We start from the raw sequence: 20,302 nt of genomic DNA on the forward strand, positions 1-20,302 counted from the left end.
GAAATAGGTTTGCTAGGATGAACGTATAATGACAGTGTTAAGCTTGGATATCTTTTCCAAGTAGTCGCCCTGTATTTAGTGTTCCTTTTTGATCGTAGGTGATGCTATTTTTGCCTTTTGCTTGTTTCAAAATCTGCATGAGATGCTTGTTACTTTTCATACTTAATTCAACTAACTTTCCATTCACATTGTTTGATTTTTGGCACGCTTGTAAGTTTGTTTCAACCGAGTCTTTTAAAGCCGTTAATTCGGCGCTTTGTTGTATAACTTGCAGGGTCTTTTCAATGCTGAGTTGCGCATCTAATGTTGCGATGTTTTGTAATAGCTTTTGTTTGTCAAAGAGGATATTACTAAATGAAGAGAAGTCTTTTTCTGTTAAACAACGTTTTTCCTCTGCAAGAGCAACTTGTAGATCAGTGATGTTTTTTAACTGTTGCAATAGTTGTTCTGAGAGCATAATTTTATCTACTTAAGTACTTAAGCGAATGCTTTTCCAATATCACCTTCAAACTTGCTGAGTTTTTCAGCTAATCTTTCAGTATTGATTTTGTAATCACCATTTAAAATAGCTGCTTTAAGTGACTCAACACGTTGCTTATTAACTTGAGGCTCACCGGCAGGTTGCATTTTATTCAAACTTTTTGCTTGCGATGTTAGCTGTACTGAATCTTTATTTTTGTCAGCACTATCTACTTCCTTTTTACCTACATCTTGTTGTTTTTGAGCTTGGTTCTTCTCAATAACGATGTTTTTTTGCGTCGCTTGGCGATTGATATTTAGACTCATAATTATCTTCCAAAAAGATTACATATTAACAATGTCGGCACGCTTAACTATTTCTTTAGCTATTTTAGCTTTTATTTTGAAAAAAGAGTAACTATTTCTAAAATGATACTTTTACTTTTTTAAGAGCATAAACAGTACCCACGACAATCCGCTGTGTACGGCTGTTTTTCACTCTTACTGTTCCTCCTATGTTTGCATCGCTAAGTGCAATGCCAGAGGCGTTTATGGATAGGCTTGCATTACTTGCATTAATCGTTACTTTATCTCCTTTACACACAAAACAAACATCACGGCTCTTAATGACTTTATTGGTATTTAAGTTGCGCTTTAAGCGTGCACCATAAAGAGAAGTTAGTTTATTAAAACTGCCATTGCGGATGCGAGATTTGTCGATGAAAACTGATTTTATATTGCTTGGGTTAAGCGCCTGACCTTTACTAAGGGAGCTAGTGACGACAATTGCTTTTTGCAGGACACTAACGCGCACACGTACATAGGTGGTCCATCTCTTTTCATCGAGACAACTAACTTTGACAGAGGTACTTGCTTTGATTTTATTCTTGACGACTTCCCCGATAAGACCTGTCACACAAGCTGGATAGTTAATGCGCTTATCTAAAGGGGCTACTTTTAACAGTAATTTTTCATATTTTTGTAGCTCAAATAATGAATGATATTTATCAAAAACAAGTGTTTGAGCGAAGTTTTCTAACTCTTTTCGAAAATTAGTCTCAGCAAAACTGTAAGAGCAGCCTAAACTAAGAAAAAGAAAGATAAAACGTATCAAAGTAATTGCCCTATTGGAGTAATTGAACACTGTGAAATTACGTGGTGATAATCATGTAAATACCAGTATTATAGAACGATTTGTCAGTAAATGCCTATACGATAATAAGGAAAATAATATGGCTGGTGTGTTAGATTCGGTGAATCAGCGGACTCAATTAGTCGGACAAAATAGACTTGAATTACTATTATTCAAGTTGGGTGGTATTCAGCGTTACGGTATTAATGTATTTAAGGTAAAAGAAGTTTTACAATGCCCGCCTTTGACTGCACTGCCTAAGTTACATCATGCGATCCGTGGGATTGCACATATCAGGGGACAAACTATCTCCGTTATTGATATGAACTTAGCAACGGGTGGTCGAGCAATAGAAAATATTGAAGAGCGTTTTATTATCATTACTGAATATAATCGTTCTATTCAGGGTTTTTTGGTCGGTTCTGTTGAGCGTATTATCAATATTAACTGGGAAAATATTTTACCACCACCTAACGGTGTCGGGCGTTATAACTACCTAACGGCTGTCACTGAAATAGATGGTTCTTTGATTGAGGTATTAGATGTAGAAAAAATTCTTGATGAAATTGCGCCTGTAAATACAGAAGTAGCCGTTGAAATTATTGATGAAAACATTCAAGAGAAAATTGGTACTAAGAAAATATTAGTGGCTGATGACTCCTCTGTTGCAAGAAAGCAAATTCAACGTGCGATTACGGCATTGGGTATTGAGTGTGATTTAGTGAAAGATGGTAAAGAAGCGCTGGATCTGTTAAAAGAAATATCTAAAACACAACCTGTTACAGATCGTTATGCATTAATGATTTCAGATGTAGAAATGCCTGAAATGGATGGTTATACGTTAACATCAGAAGTAAAAGGTAACCCTGACCTTGCTGATTTACACGTTATTTTACATACTTCGTTAAGTGGTATTTTTAACCAAGCAATGGTTGAAAAAGTAGGGGCAGATGATTTCATCGCTAAATTCAATCCTGATGAATTAGCGACTGCCGTACAAAAGGTGATCAATTTAGATGACCAAAATAAATAATAAGTGAGAAATTATCAGTGAGAGCACTTTCGGACGACATATATAAGCAATTCTCTGACTTCTTAGAAGTACAGTGTGGCATTGTGCTAGGGGAAAATAAGCAATACTTAGTAAAAAGTCGCTTAATTCCTCTAATGACTCAGTTTTCTATTGAGAAACTCTCTGATCTTATACAGCAATCAATGAGTTATAAAAATAGAGAATTAAGAACTGCTGTGATTGATGCGATGACAACTAATGAAACTTTATGGTTTCGTGATAAATATCCTTTTGAATTACTTGCGAAGAAAATTTATCCTGAAATCTTAGAGAAGAAAAAAAGCATTAAGCTGTGGTCTGCAGCCAGTTCGTCAGGCCAAGAAGCATATTCTATTGCAATGACGTCGTTAGAGTATCAAAAACAAAAAGCAGTATTAGGTATGAACGTACAGATTATTGGTACTGATATTTCTAATACAATGCTTGAGCAATGTAAAAATGGTACTTACGATACACTCGCTTTATCACGTGGTTTAGCTGACGATCGTAAACGACTATTTTTTAATAGTGTCAATGATGGTTCTGGAAAAATGCAAATTAAACCAGAAGTCAAAAAACTGACCAGCTTCAGAAACTTCAACTTATTAGATAGTTATGCGGGGCTGGGGAAATTTGACATTATTTTTTGCCGTAATGTTTTAATCTATTTTTCTAGTGATGTTAAATCTCGTATTTTAAATCAGTTTGCTGGTGCCTTAAACCCCGGCGGTTACTTGATTCTAGGGGCTTCAGAATCCCTAACGGGCCTAACGGACAAGTTCGATATGGTTCGTTGTAATCCTGGTATTGTCTATAAACTTAAAAGCTAAACTTGTAATTGCCTCTTTTTATTAAAAGAGGCAATTATTGCCCCTAATACAACTCCTCATTACTTCTCCTTTTATTCAGACTACTACCCATAGATGCCCACAGAACACGCTTTTTTATAACCACCCTCGTTAAATATCATTTTACATCACTGATAGCGGTTAATACTGCAATTCATGCCGCCGCTTTATGCTGTGAGAAGGTTAATAGCCATATATTTACTTAAATTACCCCGTATTTATGTTTTTGGCACATGTTTTGCATTGTAGTTATATATAGGAGAAATTTATGGCGATTAACTTTGAAAAAGCATTTGGTATCCATCAGCACACAGTGGGAGTTCGCTCTCGCAGAACTGAAGTTTTAGCAGGAAACATTGCCAATGCGGATACGCCTGGTTATAAAGCCCGCGATATTAATTTTAAAGATGCGCTACAAAATGCCAAAACAAGATCGGGTGTTTTTTTAGACCGCACTCATGAGAGTCATAAATTTGCTCAATCATTTTCAATGGCAAAATCAGGCGAGCTATATCGTGTTGCGAACCAGGTCGATACAGGTGATGGTAATACGGTTGATACAGAGGTTGAACGTAACCTGTTTATGAAGAATAGTTTAGAGTATCAAGCAAGTTTAGATTTTTTGAATAGTAAAATTTCAGGTCTTCGCAAAGCGATTAAAGGCCAATAGTTGGAACGAGGAGAATAGTTATGAGTTTATTAAGAGTATTAGATGTTTCTGCAACAGGCATGAGTGCGCAATCTCTTCGTTTAAATACTACTGCCAGTAATTTAGCAAATGCAAACAGTGTAAGCAGTAACCGTGAAGAAACATATAAAGCGCGTCACCCTGTTTTTGCCGCTGAACTTAATCGTGCAAAAGGTAGTTTAGGCAGTAGTGTCGGCGTTAAAGTTCAAGGTATTGTGGAAAGTGCTGCGCCTCTTAATCAGGAATATGCACCCAATCATCCTAAGTCAGATGAAAATGGTTTTATTTACCATTCTAACGTTAATGTAATGGAAGAGATGGCAAATATGATCAGCGCATCACGCTCTTACCAAACGAATGTACAAATTGCAGATGCAGCAAAGCAGATGTTAAGCCGCACGTTACAAATGGGCAAAAGCTAAGGGGTAATACATGACAGCAATTAATTCGATGTTAAACCTTAATACGCCGCTGACAGCTGAACAAGTTGCAGCTAATAAAAAGGTTGATGCAAAACAACAATTACAACAAGAAGATTTCTTTGCATTGCTTTCGCAACAATTGGCGTATCAAGACCCATTCAAACCGGTAGATAACTCAGAGATGATTGCTCAAATGGCGTCATTTACCACTGCTGAAGGTATCACGACTATGGGCACTGAATTTGCAGGCATGAAAGAAGTATTAAGTTCAAGCCAAGCGTTAGAGGCATCTTCACTGGTTGGGAAAAAAGTTTTGATTCCAAGCAATGAAGGTTATTTAGCGGAAACTGGTGATTTATCAGGATCAATTAATACTAAAACGGGGGCTTATAATACCATGGTAACCGTTGAGAATAGTGCCGGCGTGGTGGTACGTAAGATTAGCCTTGGTGATATTGGTGCGGGTAATAAACGTTTTTCTTGGGATGGCCTTGATAAAGACGACAAACGTTTACCTGAAGACAATTACACCTTAAAAGCGAACGGTACGGTAAATAATAAAGGTGAAGAATTAACGGTTGCTACCTACGCACACGTAGAAAGTGTGAGTTTAGGGGGGGGGCAAGCGGGCGTAAATCTAAACCTACAGGGTTTAGGTGGAATTAAGCTTTCAGATGCAATTGAAGTTGCAGAAAACAAATAAGAGGAAAATATTATGTCTTTTAATGTTGCATTAAGTGGAATCGCGGCTGCGCAAACAGATTTAGATTCAACGGCGAATAATATTGCCAACGTTGGCACGGTGGGCTTTAAAGAGTCGCGTGCTGAATTTGAAAGTGTTTATGCCAGTTCTTTGTTTTCTAATAGTAAAACTAAGACGGGCGATGGTGCATCTGTTGCCGCTGTTGCACAACAGTTTCATCAAGGTAGCTTGAAATTCACACAAAACCCATTGGATTTAGCGATTACGGGTAGTGGATTTTTTGCAACGGCAGGTAATTTAGAAGATCGTAGTTTAAGTTATACACGAGCCGGTACCTTTAAGCTTAATAATGAAAATTTTATTGTTGATAACAACGGTAATTATCTGCAAGCATTTCCTGTTAATCCTGATGGAACCTCTTCTTCTGTTAGTTTGAGTACTACAAGCCCGATTCTAATACCTGAAACAGCTGGTACACCGGTAATGACCGATGAAATAGGCATTACATTAAACTTACCGGCTGATGCACCAACATTAGATCCTGCAAACTTTAATCCCGGTGATCCTGATACTTATACTAAAGCAACCGCGGTAACTATTTATGATTCATTAGGTAAGGCGCACATTACTACCACTTATTATATCAAACCTGATAATGCTTCCTATACCGGTGTTAACCAATGGGTCACTTTTGTAACGGTTGGTAATAAACCTGTTGATTCATGGAATCCTGCTGCATTGCCTGCCCCTGGTGCTCCTGCTGCATCTAATTATGGTCTTGCTCCAGATGGTACTGCTACTTCACCTGCCACTTATGTTGATAAAAATGGTGTGACACGAACTGGTGCGATATTAACTTTTGACTCAGTTGGTGCGTTTACGTCTAGTACGCCAGCTGCACTAAATTTTGCGCCTCTCGGTACGCCTGGAGCTGGTGTGCTTGACCCTGGTGCAGACGGCACACAAGCTTTTACATTAAAATTCAATGAGCCGACTCAGTTTTCTTCAGCATTTGAAGTGACCGCATTAGATCAAAACGGATTAACGGTAGGCCGATTGACGGGTGTTGAAATTGGCCCAGATGGCCTAGTTAAAGCCTCTTATAGTAACGGTACTGCACAACCTTTATCACGTGTTGCCATTGTACGTTTTCGTAATGAGCAAGGTTTAGCACAAACAGGTTCAAATTGGATCGCATCACAAAACTCTGGTGAGCCTATTGCAGGTGAAGCTGCTTCTGGTTCATTTGGTTCTATAAAATCTGCCGCGCTTGAGCAATCAAACGTCAATTTAACGACAGAATTGGTCGACCTAATTACTGCACAACGTAATTTCCAAGCTAACTCGCGTGCATTAGAAATTAATAATACTCTGCAACAAACAATCCTACAGATTAGATAAGCTTTCTTTTTACGCTTATTCCATCAAAACGCACCTTTTTAGGTGCGTTTTTTGTTTTAAATTCTCTATAAATATCTATTGGCATAGATTTTGCTTTTGGTTGTATATAAGTAACGTATATTCATCTAAATGATTAATTAAAAGCATATCGGCTTCGCTCGGTTAAGGAATGTAAATGGACAAGTTTCTGTATATCTCAATGTCAGGTGCCAAAGAGAGTATGAATGCTTTAGCTATTCATTCGAATAACCTAGCTAACGCCAATAAAACCGCTTTTAAAGCAAGTTTTGAGCAAGCGCGCAGTATGCAAATTTATGGCCCTGGTCAACCATCACGGGTTTTCTCGGTAACGGAAGAGCCTGGTCAAAACTTCGAAAGTGGCATAATGCAAACAACTGGTCGTGATCTTGATATATCAATACAGGGTGATGGCTGGTTTGTTGTTAAATCTGATCTTGGTGGAGAAGGGTTAACGCGTTCTGGTGGACTTAATATTAGTCAGGATGGTTTTTTGGTTGATAATAATGGTAGCCAAGTGCTTGATACTAAAGGCGCACCTATTTTTATCCAATTACCCGTTGAAAAATTCAGTATTCGTCAAGATGGCATGTTAGAAGTGCGTCCTGAAGGAGCTCCTGCCGATGGAATGGAAGATATTGCGCAGCTGAAGTTAGTCAACCCAGATGTTAAAGGTCTGATGCGTGGTGAAGACGGTCTATTCAGACGTATTGATGGTTTAGATGCAGAGCAAGACAATACCGTACGTATACAAAGTGGCACGCTAGAAGCGTCTAACGTAAATTTAAGTAGTGAGTTAACCAGTTTAATTAACTTGCAACGACATTTTGAAATGCAGATAAAAATGATGAAAAATGCTGAAGAGATAGACAAAAGTTCTGAATCTTTATTGCGTGTTGTGTAATAACACATCTATTTTTATTTTAACAAATCTAAGGAGTAATTTATGCATCCCGCTTTATGGATAAGTAAAACAGGGTTAGATGCCCAACAAACTAATGTAGCAACCATTTCTAATAACTTAGCGAATGCGAGTACCGTTGGTTTTAAAAAGAGTCGTGCAGTCTTCGAAGATTTGTTGTATCAAAATATCAACCAGCCGGGTGCGAATGCAACACAAAATACGAAGCTTCCATCAGGGTTAATGATTGGTTCGGGTGCGAAGGTAGTTGCAGTACAAAAAAACTTCTCTCAAGGTAATGTACTTACCACCAATAACTCGTTAGATGTCATGGTTGAAGGTCGTGGTTTTTTTGAAATTGAATTACCCGATGGTAGTTCTGGATATACTCGTAATGGCCAATTTCAGTTAAATGAAGAAGGCATTATCGTGACACCTGGTTCGGGTTATCCGCTAGTACCCCAAGTCCAAATACCGAATGACGCACAATCAATTAGTATTGGCGCTGAAGGTGAAGTTTCTGTGCGTATTAATGGCCAAGCGAACAATCAAGTTGTTGGTCAGCTTAATGTGAATGACTTTGTTAACCCCTCTGGTTTAGAGCCAATGGGTGAAAATCTTTACACTGAAACGGGCGCCAGTGGGGCACCTCTTCAAGGCGTACCCGGTGCAGATGGCATGGGTTTCTTACGCCAAGGGATGTTAGAGACCTCTAATGTAAATGTAACCGAAGAACTGGTAAATCTTATTGAAAGTCAGCGTGTTTATGAGATGAACTCTAAAGTTATCTCTGCCGTTGATGAAATGCTCTCGTACGTTAGCCAACAGTTATAGACGGAGGATTTATGATTAAATTAATACTTTTGTTAGGTTTAACGGTATTGTCTGGTTGTACGTCACTACCGAATGTAGAAGCTAAAAATGATCCTGAATATGCACCTGTTGAGCCAATTGAACCCGGTGTTGATGTCGTGAATAGTGGCTCACTGTTCCAAGCAAGTTACTCTAACAATCTCTATTCTGATATTAAAGCACATCGTGTTGGCGATATTATTACCGTTTATTTACAAGAGTCGACCTCTGCAAGTAAAAAAGCGGGCAGTAGCCAAGAAAAGAAAAATAGTTACAACTTAGATATTGATCAAATGACATTGCCTGGAAGCGGTACTAATCCATTATCATTATCGGGTATTGGTATTGGTATTGGTCAAAAAAGTAAGTTTGAGGGGGATGCAGACGCAGACCAAAGTAATAACTTGCAAGGTAGCATAACGGTTAATGTGATACGTGTATTAAGTAATGGCAATTTAGTTATTCGTGGTGAAAAATGGTTGATGCTTAATAACGGCGATGAATATGTGCGTATTAAAGGGGTTATTCGCTCTGAGGATGTGAGTGCTGATAACTCTGTTTCATCGATGCGTGTGGCAAATGCGCGTATTGAGTATGGTGGTACAGGGGACTTTGCGAATACCCAACGACAAGGTTGGTTAACTTCCTTTTTCAGCGGCCCTTACTGGCCTATTTAGTGGCAATATCTAACTTAAGGAGTGAATCATGAATTTATTTAAAAAAATCTTAGCTAGCCTATTAATTATTAGCTTTTCGACAAGCTCTTTTAGTGCTCGCATTAAAGATGTTGCCAGTGTGCAAGGGGTACGTAGTAACCAATTAGTGGGTTACGGGTTAGTGGTTGGTTTACCGGGTACCGGTGAAAAAAGCAGTAAGTTTGCTGAGCAAGCTTTTGCAACTATGTTACGTAATTTTGGCATTAACATGCCGGCAGGTCAGAAATTAAAAATTAAAAATGTAGCGCCAGTGGCGATTACAGCAGAACTAAAAGCGTTTACTAAGCGTGGTCAGAGAATTGACATCACAGTGTCAGCCATTGGTGAAGCTAAAAGCTTACGGGGTGGTGAGTTATTACAAACCTTCTTAAAAGGTGTGGATGGCAAGGTTTACGCACTTGCACAAGGTAGTTTAGTCGTTGGCGGTCTAGGCGCAGAAGGCGCTGATGGTTCGAAAGTTGTGATTAATACCCCGACGGTTGGACGTATATCAAACGGTGCGATTGTGGAGCGAGAAGTTGTTTCTCCTTTCTCACAGGGTGATAGCATTACTTTTAATTTACATCAGTCTGATTTTACAACCGCCAAACGTTTGGCAGATACCATTAATAACTTAGTAGGGCCAAATACGGCTTCATTATTAGATGCCACTTCAATTCGAGTGTTAGCGCCTCGTGATGTTTCACAGCGAGTATCGTATTTATCAACGCTAGAAAACCTGACTTTTGAACCTGCTCGTAGTAATGCAAAAATTATTGTTAATTCACGGACAGGCACCATTGTGGTTGGCCAAGATGTTAAGTTATTACCGACCGCGATAACCCATGGTGGTATCAGTGTGACGGTGAGTGAGAACAAAGAGGTTTCACAACCTAATGCCTTTGCGGGTGGCGATACTGAGGTTGTTGATAACAGCACAATCAATATTACTCAAGAAGACAGCCGTATGTTTAAATTTGATACGGGTGTTAGTCTCAATGACTTAGTACGAGCGGTTAATGAAGTCGGCCTTGCTCCTGGTGATTTAATGGCAATACTCGAAGCGCTAAAACAAGCCGGCGCATTGCAGGGTGAATTGATCATTATATAGGAGGGCAGTTGTTAGCTATCAGCCGTCAGCTGTCAGTTAACACCAAAAGGTTATCCTCTAGCTAATAACTGACAGCTTCTTTACAAAAAGCCCCGCTCTATGTAGATAAAGCGGGGCTTTCTTTTAACTGAAAGCTGGCAGCTAATAACTAACAGCTTTTTATTCACTGAAAGCTGACAGCGAATAACTGACAGCTTTTTATTAACTGAAAGCTGACAGCTAATAACTAACAGCTTTTTATTAACTGAAAGCTGACAGCTAATAACTGACAGCTTCTTTACAAAAAGCCCCGCTCTATGTAGATAAAGCGGGGCTTTCTTTTAACTGATAGCTGACAGCTAATAACTAACAGCTTTTTACTGATAACTAACGGCTTCTATTTATAAGCTCATCGCTGCAATCCAACCAAATATAATCAATGGTAAGTTGTAGTGAATGAAGGTCGGGATAACAGTATCTCTAATATGGTCGTGTTTTCCATCACTATTCAAGCCCGATGTTGGCCCTAAGGTTGAATCGGAAGCTGGAGAACCGGCATCACCCAAGGCTGCTGCTGTACCCACTAAGGCAATAGTTGCCATAGGAGAGAAACCAAACGCTATAGCTAAAGGAACGTAAATCGTCGCAATGATGGGAATCGTCGAGAATGATGAACCAATACCCATAGTGACTAATAAACCGATGATTAACATTAATAATGCGGCTAATGCTTTGTTATCACCGATACTGATGCTTAAATATGAAACCAATGTTTCAACACCGCCAGTTGATTTCATCACAGCTGCAAAACCAGCAGCAGCTATCATAATAAACCCGATCATCGCCATCATGTGTACACCTTTAGTGAATACATCATGTGTTTCTTTCCAGGCAATCACGCCACCTACTGTAAACACAACAAAACCGGCGAGTGCGCCAATGATCATTGAACCTGAATAGAGCTGCGTGCTTAAGGTTGCGACAATGGCAATACCGGCAACAAGAATATGGCGTTTATTAAGCGTTTTCAGTTCAGGCTTAACTTCCTCTTGCTCAACCACTGCGTAATCGCGCGGTTTACGGTAACTGATAAATACCGCAATCAATAAACCTGTAAGCATGCCAAGTGCGGGTAGTATCATTGCGACTGGCACTTGTGCAGCTGTTGCTTCAAGGCCGTTATCATGCAAGTTTTTAAGCAGGATATTGTGTAAGAAAATACCACCGAAACCAATAGGCAAGACCATGTAGGGTGTGATTAAACCAAAGGTTAATACGCAGGCCACTAAACGTCTGTCCATACGAAGTTTGGCAAAAACAGCTAATAAAGGCGGAATTAAAATAGGAATAAACGCGATATGAACAGGAATAATATTTTGCGAAGAGATAGCGATTAATAAAATACTGGTTAACACACCATATTTTATCGTTGTTGATAGCTTATCTGCATTATTACCGTGTAAACGCTTGATAACGGTTTGCGCTAATAAATCAGTAATGCCTGATTTAGAGATCGCGACGGCAAATGCACCGAGCATGGCATAACTAAGTGCAATGGTTGCACCGCCACCAAGACCACCTTCAAATGCGCTGACAGTATCTGCCAGTGATAATCCTGCACTCAAACCTCCGACTAATGCGCTGAGTGTTAATGCAACCACTACATTGACACGCATGACTGATAAAACGAGCATCAAACAGACTGCGAGTAAAACTGGATTCATATTCATTTTTCCCGATAAAATTTAAAGGGGCATTTTACGTGAGTAGACCCGTTTATCAACTTTAATAAAATCCTATTTAGTTCCCTTGTTATCCTCGTTTTTACTCCCTTATAGCCCCTTATAAAAAAACTGCTCTATGAAGATATCGCAGGGCTTTCTTTTTACTGTTAGCTGACCGCTAATTACTGACTACTTACCATTGTGGCACTATTATTGCTTTATTTAAAAGGAGCATAAAAAATGAGTTAAACGGAGCTAGATATGGCGAATAATGTAGTTACACAACCGAGCAATTACTTTGATCTACAAGGGTTAGATCAACTGCGTCAAAAAGCGCAGGGTAATAGTAAAGAATCGATTCGTGAAGTGGCTAATCAGTTTGAGTCAATGTTTGCATCTATGTTAATTAAATCAATGCGCCAAGCGAATGAAGCCTTTGAAACAGATAGCCCGTTTAATAACAAAGACACTAAATTTTATACCGATATGCAAGACAAGCAACTCGCGCTTGATATCAGTCGCCACGGCTCACTTGGTTTAGCCGATGCGCTTGTTCGTCAGCTTGACCCTATGTCTATTTCTCGTCCTCAAGGTGTACCAGAAGATAAACTGCTTATGCCTAATAGTGACAAAGGGAAAATGATGGACATTAATAAAACCCTGCCTCCCGTTGATCTTAATAAACCAGACCAAACACAGCCATCAGTCATGGTTTTTGATAAAACCAAGCAATCAACGAATGATGCTAAACCTTTTACCGATCAAAAGTCCTTCATTGAGACACTAATGCCCTATGCCAAAAAAGTGGCAAAAACATTAGGCATTTCACCGGCCGCATTAGTTGCTCAGTCTGCACTTGAAACAGGCTGGGGTAAAAAGATTATTAATGGGTCTGATAACCAAAGTAGTTTTAATCTGTTTAACATTAAAGCGCACAAAGATTGGCAGGGTGACAAAGTCGCTAAAGATAGCCTTGAAGTCGAAGATGGCATTGGCATTAAACGTCGTTCTGATTTTAGAGCGTACCAAGACTATGCACAAAGCTTTACTGATTACGGAAAATTTATTACCACTAATCAACGCTACAAAGAGGCACTGGATCAGGGAACTGATGCGGGTCGCTACGTAGAAGAGCTGCAAAAAGCGGGTTATGCAACGGATCCTCAATATGCTGACAAGATTAAACAGATAATGAATAACGAGTCGTTTAAAGCGGCCGTGGCTGAAGGAGAATCAAATGGCTGATCTATTTCAAATTGGTTTATCTGGTATCTACTCATCCCAGGCAAAGCTAAATACAACGGGTCATAATATTGCCAATATTAATACCGAAGGTTATTCTCGCCAATCCGCTGAAGTCGTATCGGGTGGGGCAGATCGCTTTGGTAATTATTTTATTGGACGTGGTTCTATTGTTGAGGGTGTTGAGCGTGCTTATGATAAATTCGCATTTACAGAGAACATTCTAAACACTTCTCAAGCAAGCTATACAAAAGAAGTTTTTCAGCAATCTAGCCAAATGGATATGTTACTTTCTGATGAAAGTACCTCTGTCATCAAGCCGGTATTACAAACCTTTGAATCAATGAATGGCGTGGTAAATAAACCTAATATGCTTGAGTCTCGTACGGTATTCCTTGAGTCTGCGGGTAATATGGTTAATCAATACAATCGTTTATATGACAACTTAGAAATTCAGTACACGGGCATTAATAACGATATCGTTAATACCGCTAAAACGGTTACCACGTTGGCAGATAACCTGGCTAATTTGAATAAACAAATCTCGATTGTATTAGGCAATGGCGGGCAGAGTAATGCCAATGACTTATTGGATAAACGTGATCAAGCGATTACTGAATTAAGTCAATATGTTGACGTTTCAGTGGTGCCGGCAGATAACGGCATGGTCAATGTTTATATTGGTAGCGGGCAATCACTGGTTATGGGAGGCACATCATTAGAGATGATTGCCGTTAATGGCGACCCGGATCCATCTCGTAAAGAATTAGCATTTAATATTGATGGCAATATGGCATTAATTAGCGGAGAGCGTTTAGGCGGAAAAATTTCTGCGATGTTTGGTATACGTAATAATGACTTAGAGCGTGCTTTTAACCAGTTAGGTCAAAGCATTATTGGTTTAACACATTCTATTAATGAGCAACAAAAAGAAGGTATGACACTGGAAGGAAAAATAGGTGAAGATCTTTTTAATGATGTGAACTCGCTGCTCTCAATGAGAAACCGTGTACTTGCTCATGATGATGGTTTAGGTAGCGCACAACTTAGTGTACGTATTGATGATTTAGGTGCGTTAACACCCGATGATTTTGAACTAGTGGTTGAGGCTTATGCTGTTGGTCCACCTGAAACAATCTCATTCAGCTCTACCAATCGCGCAACCGGTGAGATGCATACGGGTCTCACGGCTTCTAATTTAGGCCAAGATAGCCGTATAGAAATCCCTAATTCTGGTATCAGCATCGGTATTGATGCAATTACAGCATTAGATCCACCACAAGTAGGTAAAACATTTACATTACGTCCAACACGTTTAGCTGCTCACGATGCCAGCTTACAGCATAAAGATCCCTCTAAAATAGCAGCTGCCGATGCTGAAATTAAAACAGTGTCAGGAGATGCAAATACAGGGACGGCAGAATTACGTACTAAATCTATTAATAACCCATTAGATCCACTGTACATGGACAAAGATAACCCATTAACGATTGATATCACTGCGGTTAATCCGGCAACAGGTGAAATTACCTATAGCATTTTAGATAAAAATGGCACGGCGGTGACTTTACCGGCTGGCTCTGCAAATAACTATGTACCGGCAAAAGCGGTGGGTGCTCCACTTTCTGGCTTAACACTAACACCGGATCCGTTAACAGGAAAAGTAACCTTTAATCTAGCGGATATTGACGTTGAAATGATTAAAGGCTCGCCTGCTGCAGGTGACCAATTCACGCTTAATTATAATGAAACGGCTGATGGTGATAGCCGTAACATTATGAAAATGGCGGATCTTCAAACACAGAAAATAATGAATGATGGAAAAGCGACTTTTTCGGATGTTTATAGTGGCATGTTATCGGAAATCGGGGCAAAAACAGCCAATGCTGAAGTATCAATGGAGTCCAGTGCGATTCTTCAAAGACAATCATTTGATCGCATTCAAGCAATGAGTGGTGTCAATATGGATGAAGAAGCGGCTAACCTTTTACAATACCAACAGCATTATAGTGCAGCTGCTCGTGTTATCTCTGTTGCCACTGAGTTATTCGACACCATTCTGCAAGCTTCCCGATAAAGTAAGTGGTTTTATTCTTTAATAACTACTTATTGCTTATTACCCGCGATTCACTAGCCCCCTAAAACTATCTTTATTAATCGCAATAATTGGAATGATTTTTGCATTTATTACTTTAGTTGAGTCATAAGCTCGAATAAGTCTTAAGAGAGGCAATTATGCGTATTTCTACCCAAATGTTTTACCAGCGAAATGTTGATAGCATGCAAGGGCACCAAAGTAAGCTAAGTCAGCAAAACATCCATCTATCAACACAGAAACGTGTTATTCATGGTTCGGATGATGCCGTTGCAATCTCGACTATTCAGCGTTTGAAGCAAGATGTGAGTGTGGGTGAGCAATATATAAAAAATGGTGATGCTGCAGAAAGTGCCAACTCTCTTGAAGGCATCTCTTTAAGCCAAGTGACAAATATTCTACAGCGCGTACGTGAATTAACGGTGAAGGCCGGTAATGATACTAATAGTGAAGATAATCGTGACGTACTGGCTACGGAACTCGAAGGTTTATTAGATGAACTTGTCGGCGTTGCAAATACTAAAGATGGTAATAGCCAATATATTTTCTCTGGTTATCAGGTTGATACCCAGCCCTTTCAAAAAAATGAATTTGGTACCGTTGACTATCACGGTGATGATGGCAGTAAATCCTATCGAGTAGGACCTGGAGTATTAGTCGAAGGTAATGACGCGGGTTCTACGGTATTTACTAAAATTGCAGAAGGTAATGGTACCTTTGTTTCTGAGGGTAACCTCGCTAATACAGGTTCAGGTGTCATTGATTCTGCTTCGGTGATCGATCAAAAAGCAGCAAAAGATTTTGTAGAGCAAGATTATACGATTTCAATCTCTGAGCCTACCCCTGGCGCAGATCCTGAGTATTCTGTTTACGGCTTAGATGATACTGCTGTCACGGGTAATGCTAATGTAAAAGTATCATCTGTTGATCCAACAAACGCCACTTTCCCCGTCGGGACTGTGGGTAGTAGTGCGGATGTTGTCTTTACCGAAACCGCTCCTTTATCAGGACAGTTTAACGTCACCATTGGTGGTGTCGCAACGGTGCCTGCTGTTTATGATAGTACGGTGGTTACTACGCCAGCTGCATCATTTGCTATTAATGGTATTTCTATCGAAGTTGATGGGATTCCTGCTACTACCGATACTTATTCAATGACCAACTATGTTGAGCCTACTGTATACAAAGAAGGGCAATCAATTGAATTTAATGGTATTAAAACAACCATTAAAGGTAATGTAGAACATTTAGATAACTTCACTTTGCGTCAAAGTGGTGAAAAAGATATATTTTCGACCATTCAATATACCATCGATCTGTTAAGAATACCGGGTGAAGATGGCCCTGCAAAAGCACAGCGTACAATGGGTCTGGAAATGGCACATTTACAAATTGATAATGCAATTAGTAATGTGACTAAAGTGCATACGTCGGTCGGCTCACGTACGCGTACTATTGTGAATCAACGAGAATCGTCATTAGACTTTAACCTCACCAATCAGAAAACGCTTTCTGGTTTGGAAGATTTAGATATGGCAGCTGCAATTAGTCAATTCAAATTACAAATGAGCCAATTAGAAGTGTCTCAGCAAACATTTATGCAACTGCAATCATTAAGCTTGTTTAAAATGCTTTAAACCTATGGTTTAAACTTACGCTTTAAACCTATGTTGTTAATCGTGGCCATATTTTTCCGCTTTTATAGTGATGTTTTTTTTTTGCTTAAGTAATACCACAGAGTAAAAAATAACACCGGCAATAACGCCATATAAATGTGCGTTGACTAAAACAGGTGCCCCGATAAGATCGATGGTACTTTGCTGTGCGCCAAAAAATTGTTCATAACCGATTTTACCCATAAGGCCTATTGCTAATCCCACCCCCCATTTACTTTTTTGATAAAGTTCAGACGCCACGCCATAACTAAACAAGCTATGTAATACACCTGAAAAACCAACATACCAAATGACATCAGGCTCTAATATAAACAGTGATAAACCAATAAATACACTACTAAAAATAGTTAAAGGCATCAGAGATGTTTTTTTAAAGGTATCAAGGAATAATCCTAATATAACCATCAGGCCTAATAAGTTCATGGCAAGGTGATTAATATTAGTGTGGCAAAAAGTCGCCGTTATTAAACGCCAAAACTCGAATTGCTTAATGCCGGTGTGGTAATATGCGAGCCAGTCACCACTCAAGGGCTCAAAAAAGTAGACAGTCAGTGAGATTATCACCAATAGAGTGGTTTCAATTAAAAGCGAGGGCATGGTCTTCCTTTTCATATTTAACGAGAAATAAGGTGTTGTTATGGTCAAGAGAGCACTCTGCCCAAATTGTTTAAAAGCGAGCTCTGCTTGTATCTGTAGCACCATAAAATCGATTGATAATGTGCACCACTTACATATATTACAAGATCCCAGCGAAGAAAAAAAAGCGTTAGGCACTGCGCGCATTTTAAAGCTCTCTTTAAATAATGTACAACTTACTATTGGTGAAGTGTTTAATGAGCAGGATTTTGATATACAGAATTGCTACCTGCTATTTCCTAGCGAAGATGCCATCCCCGCGGCGTCTTTAACTGAGGTCACGGGTTTTAATAAAGAGAGTCAGTTTATTTTGCTCGATGGCAGTTGGAAAAAAGCGTATAAATTATTAATGAGTAATGATTTTTTACAAGCGCTGCCTAAAGTCTCGATTAATATCACGAGCAAAAGTAACTATCGCATACGAAAATCACCTCGAGAAGATGGATTTTCAACTGTTGAGGCAGGATTTTATTTGTTATCACAACTAGAAAATAACACTGAAAAATTTATGCCGTTACTAAAAAGTTTTGAATATATGATCGATTATCAAATAGCTCAAATGCCAGCTGAAATATACCAACGACATTATGTTGATAAGCTAAAAGATTAGATAAATTAAAAGATTAGATAAATTAAAAGATTACATAAAGAAAGTATTAACAGTGCCACTTAAAATCTCCAACGGCGTTGAAATTGCCGATTATAATGGGGGCGTTTTTGGCTTCGCTTCTGAGGCGAAAAGCGTATTAGAATGTTTTTACTAATATTTCCTAAAATAGGGGGGAATTAACTATGCCACTATACATAATGCAGATAGTGTTTTTTTAACTAGCAAGGCTAATGACATATTAAATTTGTTTGGTATAACTAGCCTTAAACAACAGCTAATAATAACGCACCAACAGAAAGTGCCCCTTTTAGATACTGCCCTGCAGAGTAACTACTGTCAGTCTCTTCATTAAGATCATCGGGATGATCTATGCCTAACGCGCCATAAGCAAATGATTCTACTTTATCGCCGAAGCCTTGTTCCGAGACATTAGCTACTGGCTTTGATGGCGCTTTTTCTGACTCGGCAGCAAGCAAGGCTTTTCCTTCAGTAGAAAGGCTTACCTGTTTTTTTTCTGGCGATACATTTTGAGTCGTACTTTCTGCCTCAACGGGTTGCTTTTGTGCTCCCTGAGCTTGCGTCAGCTTAAGATTAGCATTGTAATTATTCATTTGAACGGATGTCATAAATAGCCTCAATTATCACCATTAGATAGTTTAGTTAATCGGCATCAGCAGCAAAAAATAGAGCAATAGTTGCCAATTTTTTGAACTGAAGCTGATTAATAAACACACTGCAAAAAACAGGCCAAGTACTGAGTCTTTTATACTTATTTTAAGGGAGGATTATCATGTGTATTGAGGCTATTTATATGAAGGAAAATAGCAATCTTACATTGGGTGGGCGAGATGTTTTGCTGTTATATTACTGTTGTGGCTAAGTAACATTGGTCACTCATTTATAAGTTTCTGAGGAGCAATGGAGTTTGCTTTCTAGCTTATAATGGGGCACGAAGCGAGATAAGAATAGTTGTTGGCTCACTCTAAATTAGTGGCTCAAATAACTTAGCCACAACATAAAGTACCCCATAGCTTTTGTAATGTTTTCTTATCAAGCTACCTGGTTCACATTACGAGTTGTGCGAAGAACCTTAGAAAGTAAAATTCAATAATTAACCTGACACAGAATTTTGAACTCCCTCCACTTTAGATTAACAGAGCTCACTTCTCCTAACTAGAAATCCACCTTCTTTCTCAATACCTTCGAAGCACCGCGTTTTGTTTTGCTATCGACACGGCGACGTTGAGATCCTTTGGTTGGTTTTGTTGCTCTTCGAGCTTTCTGCACAACTATGGCTGATAAAATGAGCTCTTTTAAGCGTTCCAAGGCTGCTTCTTTGTTTTGCAACTGAGTTCTGAACTGCATCGATTTTATGATGATTATACCTTCTGTGGTAATGCGGCTATCAGAAAGCTTAAGTAGTCTTTCTTTGTAGAAGGCGGGTAAAGATGATCGCTTGATATCAAAACGAAGGTGAATAGCAGTTGCCACTTTATTGACATTTTGTCCTCCGTTTCCTGCAGATCTGATTGCATTAAGTTCAATTTCCCAATCGGCAATTATTACGGCGTTTGAGATTGCTAGCATGGTGGCACCTATTTGTTCAGAAGTAGTTTTGAACACTCAATGAACCATCGAGTGTCAGTGGAACTAAGGATAACAAATAAACGGCCTCCGATATATCATCTAGTCGTGGCAAAGGGAGGATGACGAGTTCGCCACGCACCATACCACTACAAAACCGGCCTACAGTAATTATGTACAGGTAAAAGTTGCTATTAGTTTTTGCCTAACCCCACCAACCCCTTCAAGGCAAGTAAATGGTGGTGAGTTATCGTTTTGGTTATCTGAACTACTTAATTGGTTAGATATGGAAAGTTCACTAAGCAGTGTGATCGCTTGTTCATATGCCGTTTTATCTGGAGTTGATGCTTTTTTATTGCCTTTCCGGTGAATAAAAAGTCATTGTCAGTCATACGATCTCTATCAGTACCCGTATGTCTGTTGGCTCTTGGTCTATCCTATTAGCAAAAAAACTTAATTTTTCTTCAGCTAAAGT

21 protein-coding genes are annotated in these 20,302 nt (G+C 39.1%); 14 read left to right on the forward strand and 7 right to left on the reverse strand.

Annotated elements, in window-relative coordinates; all coding sequences use genetic code 11:
• Positions 1 to 37: 37 nt before the first annotated feature.
• The 3 genes from flgN to flgA form a co-directional block, all read right to left on the reverse strand.
• Entirely contained in the window at positions 38 to 457 is a 420-nt protein-coding gene (gene flgN / locus CXF74_RS12920; protein ID WP_101082847.1) for a flagellar protein FlgN, read from the reverse strand.
• Between the two features lie 20 nt (positions 458 to 477).
• Positions 478 to 786, reverse strand: coding sequence for a flagellar biosynthesis anti-sigma factor FlgM (gene flgM, locus CXF74_RS12925; RefSeq protein WP_101082848.1), 309 nt, complete (start codon positions 784 to 786; stop codon positions 478 to 480).
• A 97-nt stretch (positions 787 to 883) separates the two neighbouring features.
• Entirely contained in the window at positions 884 to 1,573 is a 690-nt protein-coding gene (gene flgA, locus CXF74_RS12930; RefSeq protein WP_101082849.1) for a flagellar basal body P-ring formation chaperone FlgA, read from the reverse strand.
• A gap of 118 nt (positions 1,574 to 1,691) precedes the next feature.
• Between flgA and CXF74_RS12935 the strand changes: the two genes are divergently transcribed.
• The 10 genes from CXF74_RS12935 (at position 1,692) to CXF74_RS12980 (ending at position 10,281) form a co-directional block, all read left to right on the forward strand.
• On the forward strand, positions 1,692 to 2,624 hold the full coding sequence (locus CXF74_RS12935) for a chemotaxis protein CheV (RefSeq protein WP_101082850.1): 933 nt from the start codon (positions 1,692 to 1,694) through the stop codon (positions 2,622 to 2,624).
• A 17-nt stretch (positions 2,625 to 2,641) separates the two neighbouring features.
• Positions 2,642 to 3,472, forward strand: coding sequence for a CheR family methyltransferase (locus CXF74_RS12940; RefSeq protein ID WP_101082851.1), 831 nt, complete (start codon positions 2,642 to 2,644; stop codon positions 3,470 to 3,472).
• 286 nt (positions 3,473 to 3,758) lie between these two features.
• The gene (gene flgB, locus CXF74_RS12945) at positions 3,759 to 4,160 is read left to right on the forward strand and encodes a flagellar basal body rod protein FlgB (RefSeq protein WP_101082852.1); all 402 of its coding nucleotides are present in this window, start codon (positions 3,759 to 3,761) and stop codon (positions 4,158 to 4,160) included.
• 20 nt (positions 4,161 to 4,180) lie between these two features.
• Complete coding sequence (gene flgC, locus CXF74_RS12950) at positions 4,181 to 4,600, forward strand: flagellar basal body rod protein FlgC (protein WP_101082853.1); 420 nt, start codon at positions 4,181 to 4,183, stop codon at positions 4,598 to 4,600.
• A gap of 10 nt (positions 4,601 to 4,610) precedes the next feature.
• Positions 4,611 to 5,303 (forward strand): flagellar hook assembly protein FlgD, encoded by a 693-nt coding sequence (locus CXF74_RS12955; RefSeq protein ID WP_101082854.1) that lies wholly within the window; start codon positions 4,611 to 4,613, stop codon positions 5,301 to 5,303.
• A 12-nt stretch (positions 5,304 to 5,315) separates the two neighbouring features.
• Positions 5,316 to 6,704: a flagellar hook protein FlgE gene (gene flgE / locus CXF74_RS12960; RefSeq protein WP_101082855.1), complete on the forward strand. Its 1,389-nt coding sequence runs from the start codon at positions 5,316 to 5,318 to the stop codon at positions 6,702 to 6,704.
• A 175-nt stretch (positions 6,705 to 6,879) separates the two neighbouring features.
• Positions 6,880 to 7,626 carry a flagellar basal body rod protein FlgF gene (locus CXF74_RS12965; protein WP_101082856.1) on the forward strand — a complete coding sequence of 249 codons (747 nt, stop codon included), beginning with the start codon at positions 6,880 to 6,882 and terminating at the stop codon, positions 7,624 to 7,626.
• Positions 7,627 to 7,668: 42 nt separating this feature from the next.
• Positions 7,669 to 8,457, forward strand: a complete 789-nt coding sequence (flgG, locus tag CXF74_RS12970) for a flagellar basal-body rod protein FlgG (RefSeq protein ID WP_101082857.1) — start codon at positions 7,669 to 7,671, stop codon at positions 8,455 to 8,457.
• Between the two features lie 11 nt (positions 8,458 to 8,468).
• The gene (flgH, locus tag CXF74_RS12975; protein ID WP_101082858.1) at positions 8,469 to 9,152 is read left to right on the forward strand and encodes a flagellar basal body L-ring protein FlgH; all 684 of its coding nucleotides are present in this window, start codon (positions 8,469 to 8,471) and stop codon (positions 9,150 to 9,152) included.
• Between the two features lie 28 nt (positions 9,153 to 9,180).
• Entirely contained in the window at positions 9,181 to 10,281 is a 1,101-nt protein-coding gene (locus CXF74_RS12980) for a flagellar basal body P-ring protein FlgI (protein WP_101082859.1), read from the forward strand.
• A 380-nt stretch (positions 10,282 to 10,661) separates the two neighbouring features.
• Here the strand turns inward: CXF74_RS12980 and CXF74_RS12985 are convergent, their stop codons facing one another.
• Positions 10,662 to 11,984: a Na+/H+ antiporter family protein gene (locus CXF74_RS12985; protein ID WP_101082860.1), complete on the reverse strand. Its 1,323-nt coding sequence runs from the start codon at positions 11,982 to 11,984 to the stop codon at positions 10,662 to 10,664.
• 261 nt (positions 11,985 to 12,245) lie between these two features.
• Between CXF74_RS12985 and flgJ the strand changes: the two genes are divergently transcribed.
• The 3 genes from flgJ (at position 12,246) to flgL (ending at position 16,958) form a co-directional block, all read left to right on the forward strand.
• Positions 12,246 to 13,229, forward strand: a complete 984-nt coding sequence (flgJ, locus tag CXF74_RS12990) for a flagellar assembly peptidoglycan hydrolase FlgJ (RefSeq protein ID WP_101082861.1) — start codon at positions 12,246 to 12,248, stop codon at positions 13,227 to 13,229.
• Positions 13,222 to 15,303: a flagellar hook-associated protein FlgK gene (flgK, locus tag CXF74_RS12995; protein WP_101082862.1), complete on the forward strand. Its 2,082-nt coding sequence runs from the start codon at positions 13,222 to 13,224 to the stop codon at positions 15,301 to 15,303. Before flgJ ends, flgK begins: the two co-directional genes overlap by 8 nt.
• 158 nt (positions 15,304 to 15,461) lie before the next feature.
• Positions 15,462 to 16,958, forward strand: coding sequence for a flagellar hook-associated protein FlgL (gene flgL / locus CXF74_RS13000; protein ID WP_101082863.1), 1,497 nt, complete (start codon positions 15,462 to 15,464; stop codon positions 16,956 to 16,958).
• A 36-nt stretch (positions 16,959 to 16,994) separates the two neighbouring features.
• Here flgL and rrtA read toward each other — a convergent pair whose 3' ends face one another.
• Complete coding sequence (gene rrtA, locus CXF74_RS13005; protein ID WP_101082864.1) at positions 16,995 to 17,594, reverse strand: rhombosortase; 600 nt, start codon at positions 17,592 to 17,594, stop codon at positions 16,995 to 16,997.
• Between the two features lie 40 nt (positions 17,595 to 17,634).
• On the opposite strand from rrtA, the gene CXF74_RS13010 reads away from it, so the two are divergent.
• Positions 17,635 to 18,243 carry a tRNA-uridine aminocarboxypropyltransferase gene (locus CXF74_RS13010; RefSeq protein WP_101082865.1) on the forward strand — a complete coding sequence of 203 codons (609 nt, stop codon included), beginning with the start codon at positions 17,635 to 17,637 and terminating at the stop codon, positions 18,241 to 18,243.
• Positions 18,244 to 18,506: 263 nt separating this feature from the next.
• Here CXF74_RS13010 and CXF74_RS13015 read toward each other — a convergent pair whose 3' ends face one another.
• Both CXF74_RS13015 and arfB read right to left on the reverse strand, forming a co-directional pair.
• Entirely contained in the window at positions 18,507 to 18,869 is a 363-nt protein-coding gene (locus CXF74_RS13015) for a hypothetical protein (RefSeq protein ID WP_198552849.1), read from the reverse strand.
• 547 nt (positions 18,870 to 19,416) lie between these two features.
• Positions 19,417 to 19,830 carry an alternative ribosome rescue aminoacyl-tRNA hydrolase ArfB gene (gene arfB / locus CXF74_RS13020; RefSeq protein WP_101082867.1) on the reverse strand — a complete coding sequence of 138 codons (414 nt, stop codon included), beginning with the start codon at positions 19,828 to 19,830 and terminating at the stop codon, positions 19,417 to 19,419.
• Positions 19,831 to 20,302 lie beyond the last annotated feature (472 nt).

The organism is Psychromonas sp. Urea-02u-13, assembly GCF_002835995.1.
Classification (GTDB): domain Bacteria; phylum Pseudomonadota; class Gammaproteobacteria; order Enterobacterales; family Psychromonadaceae; genus Psychromonas.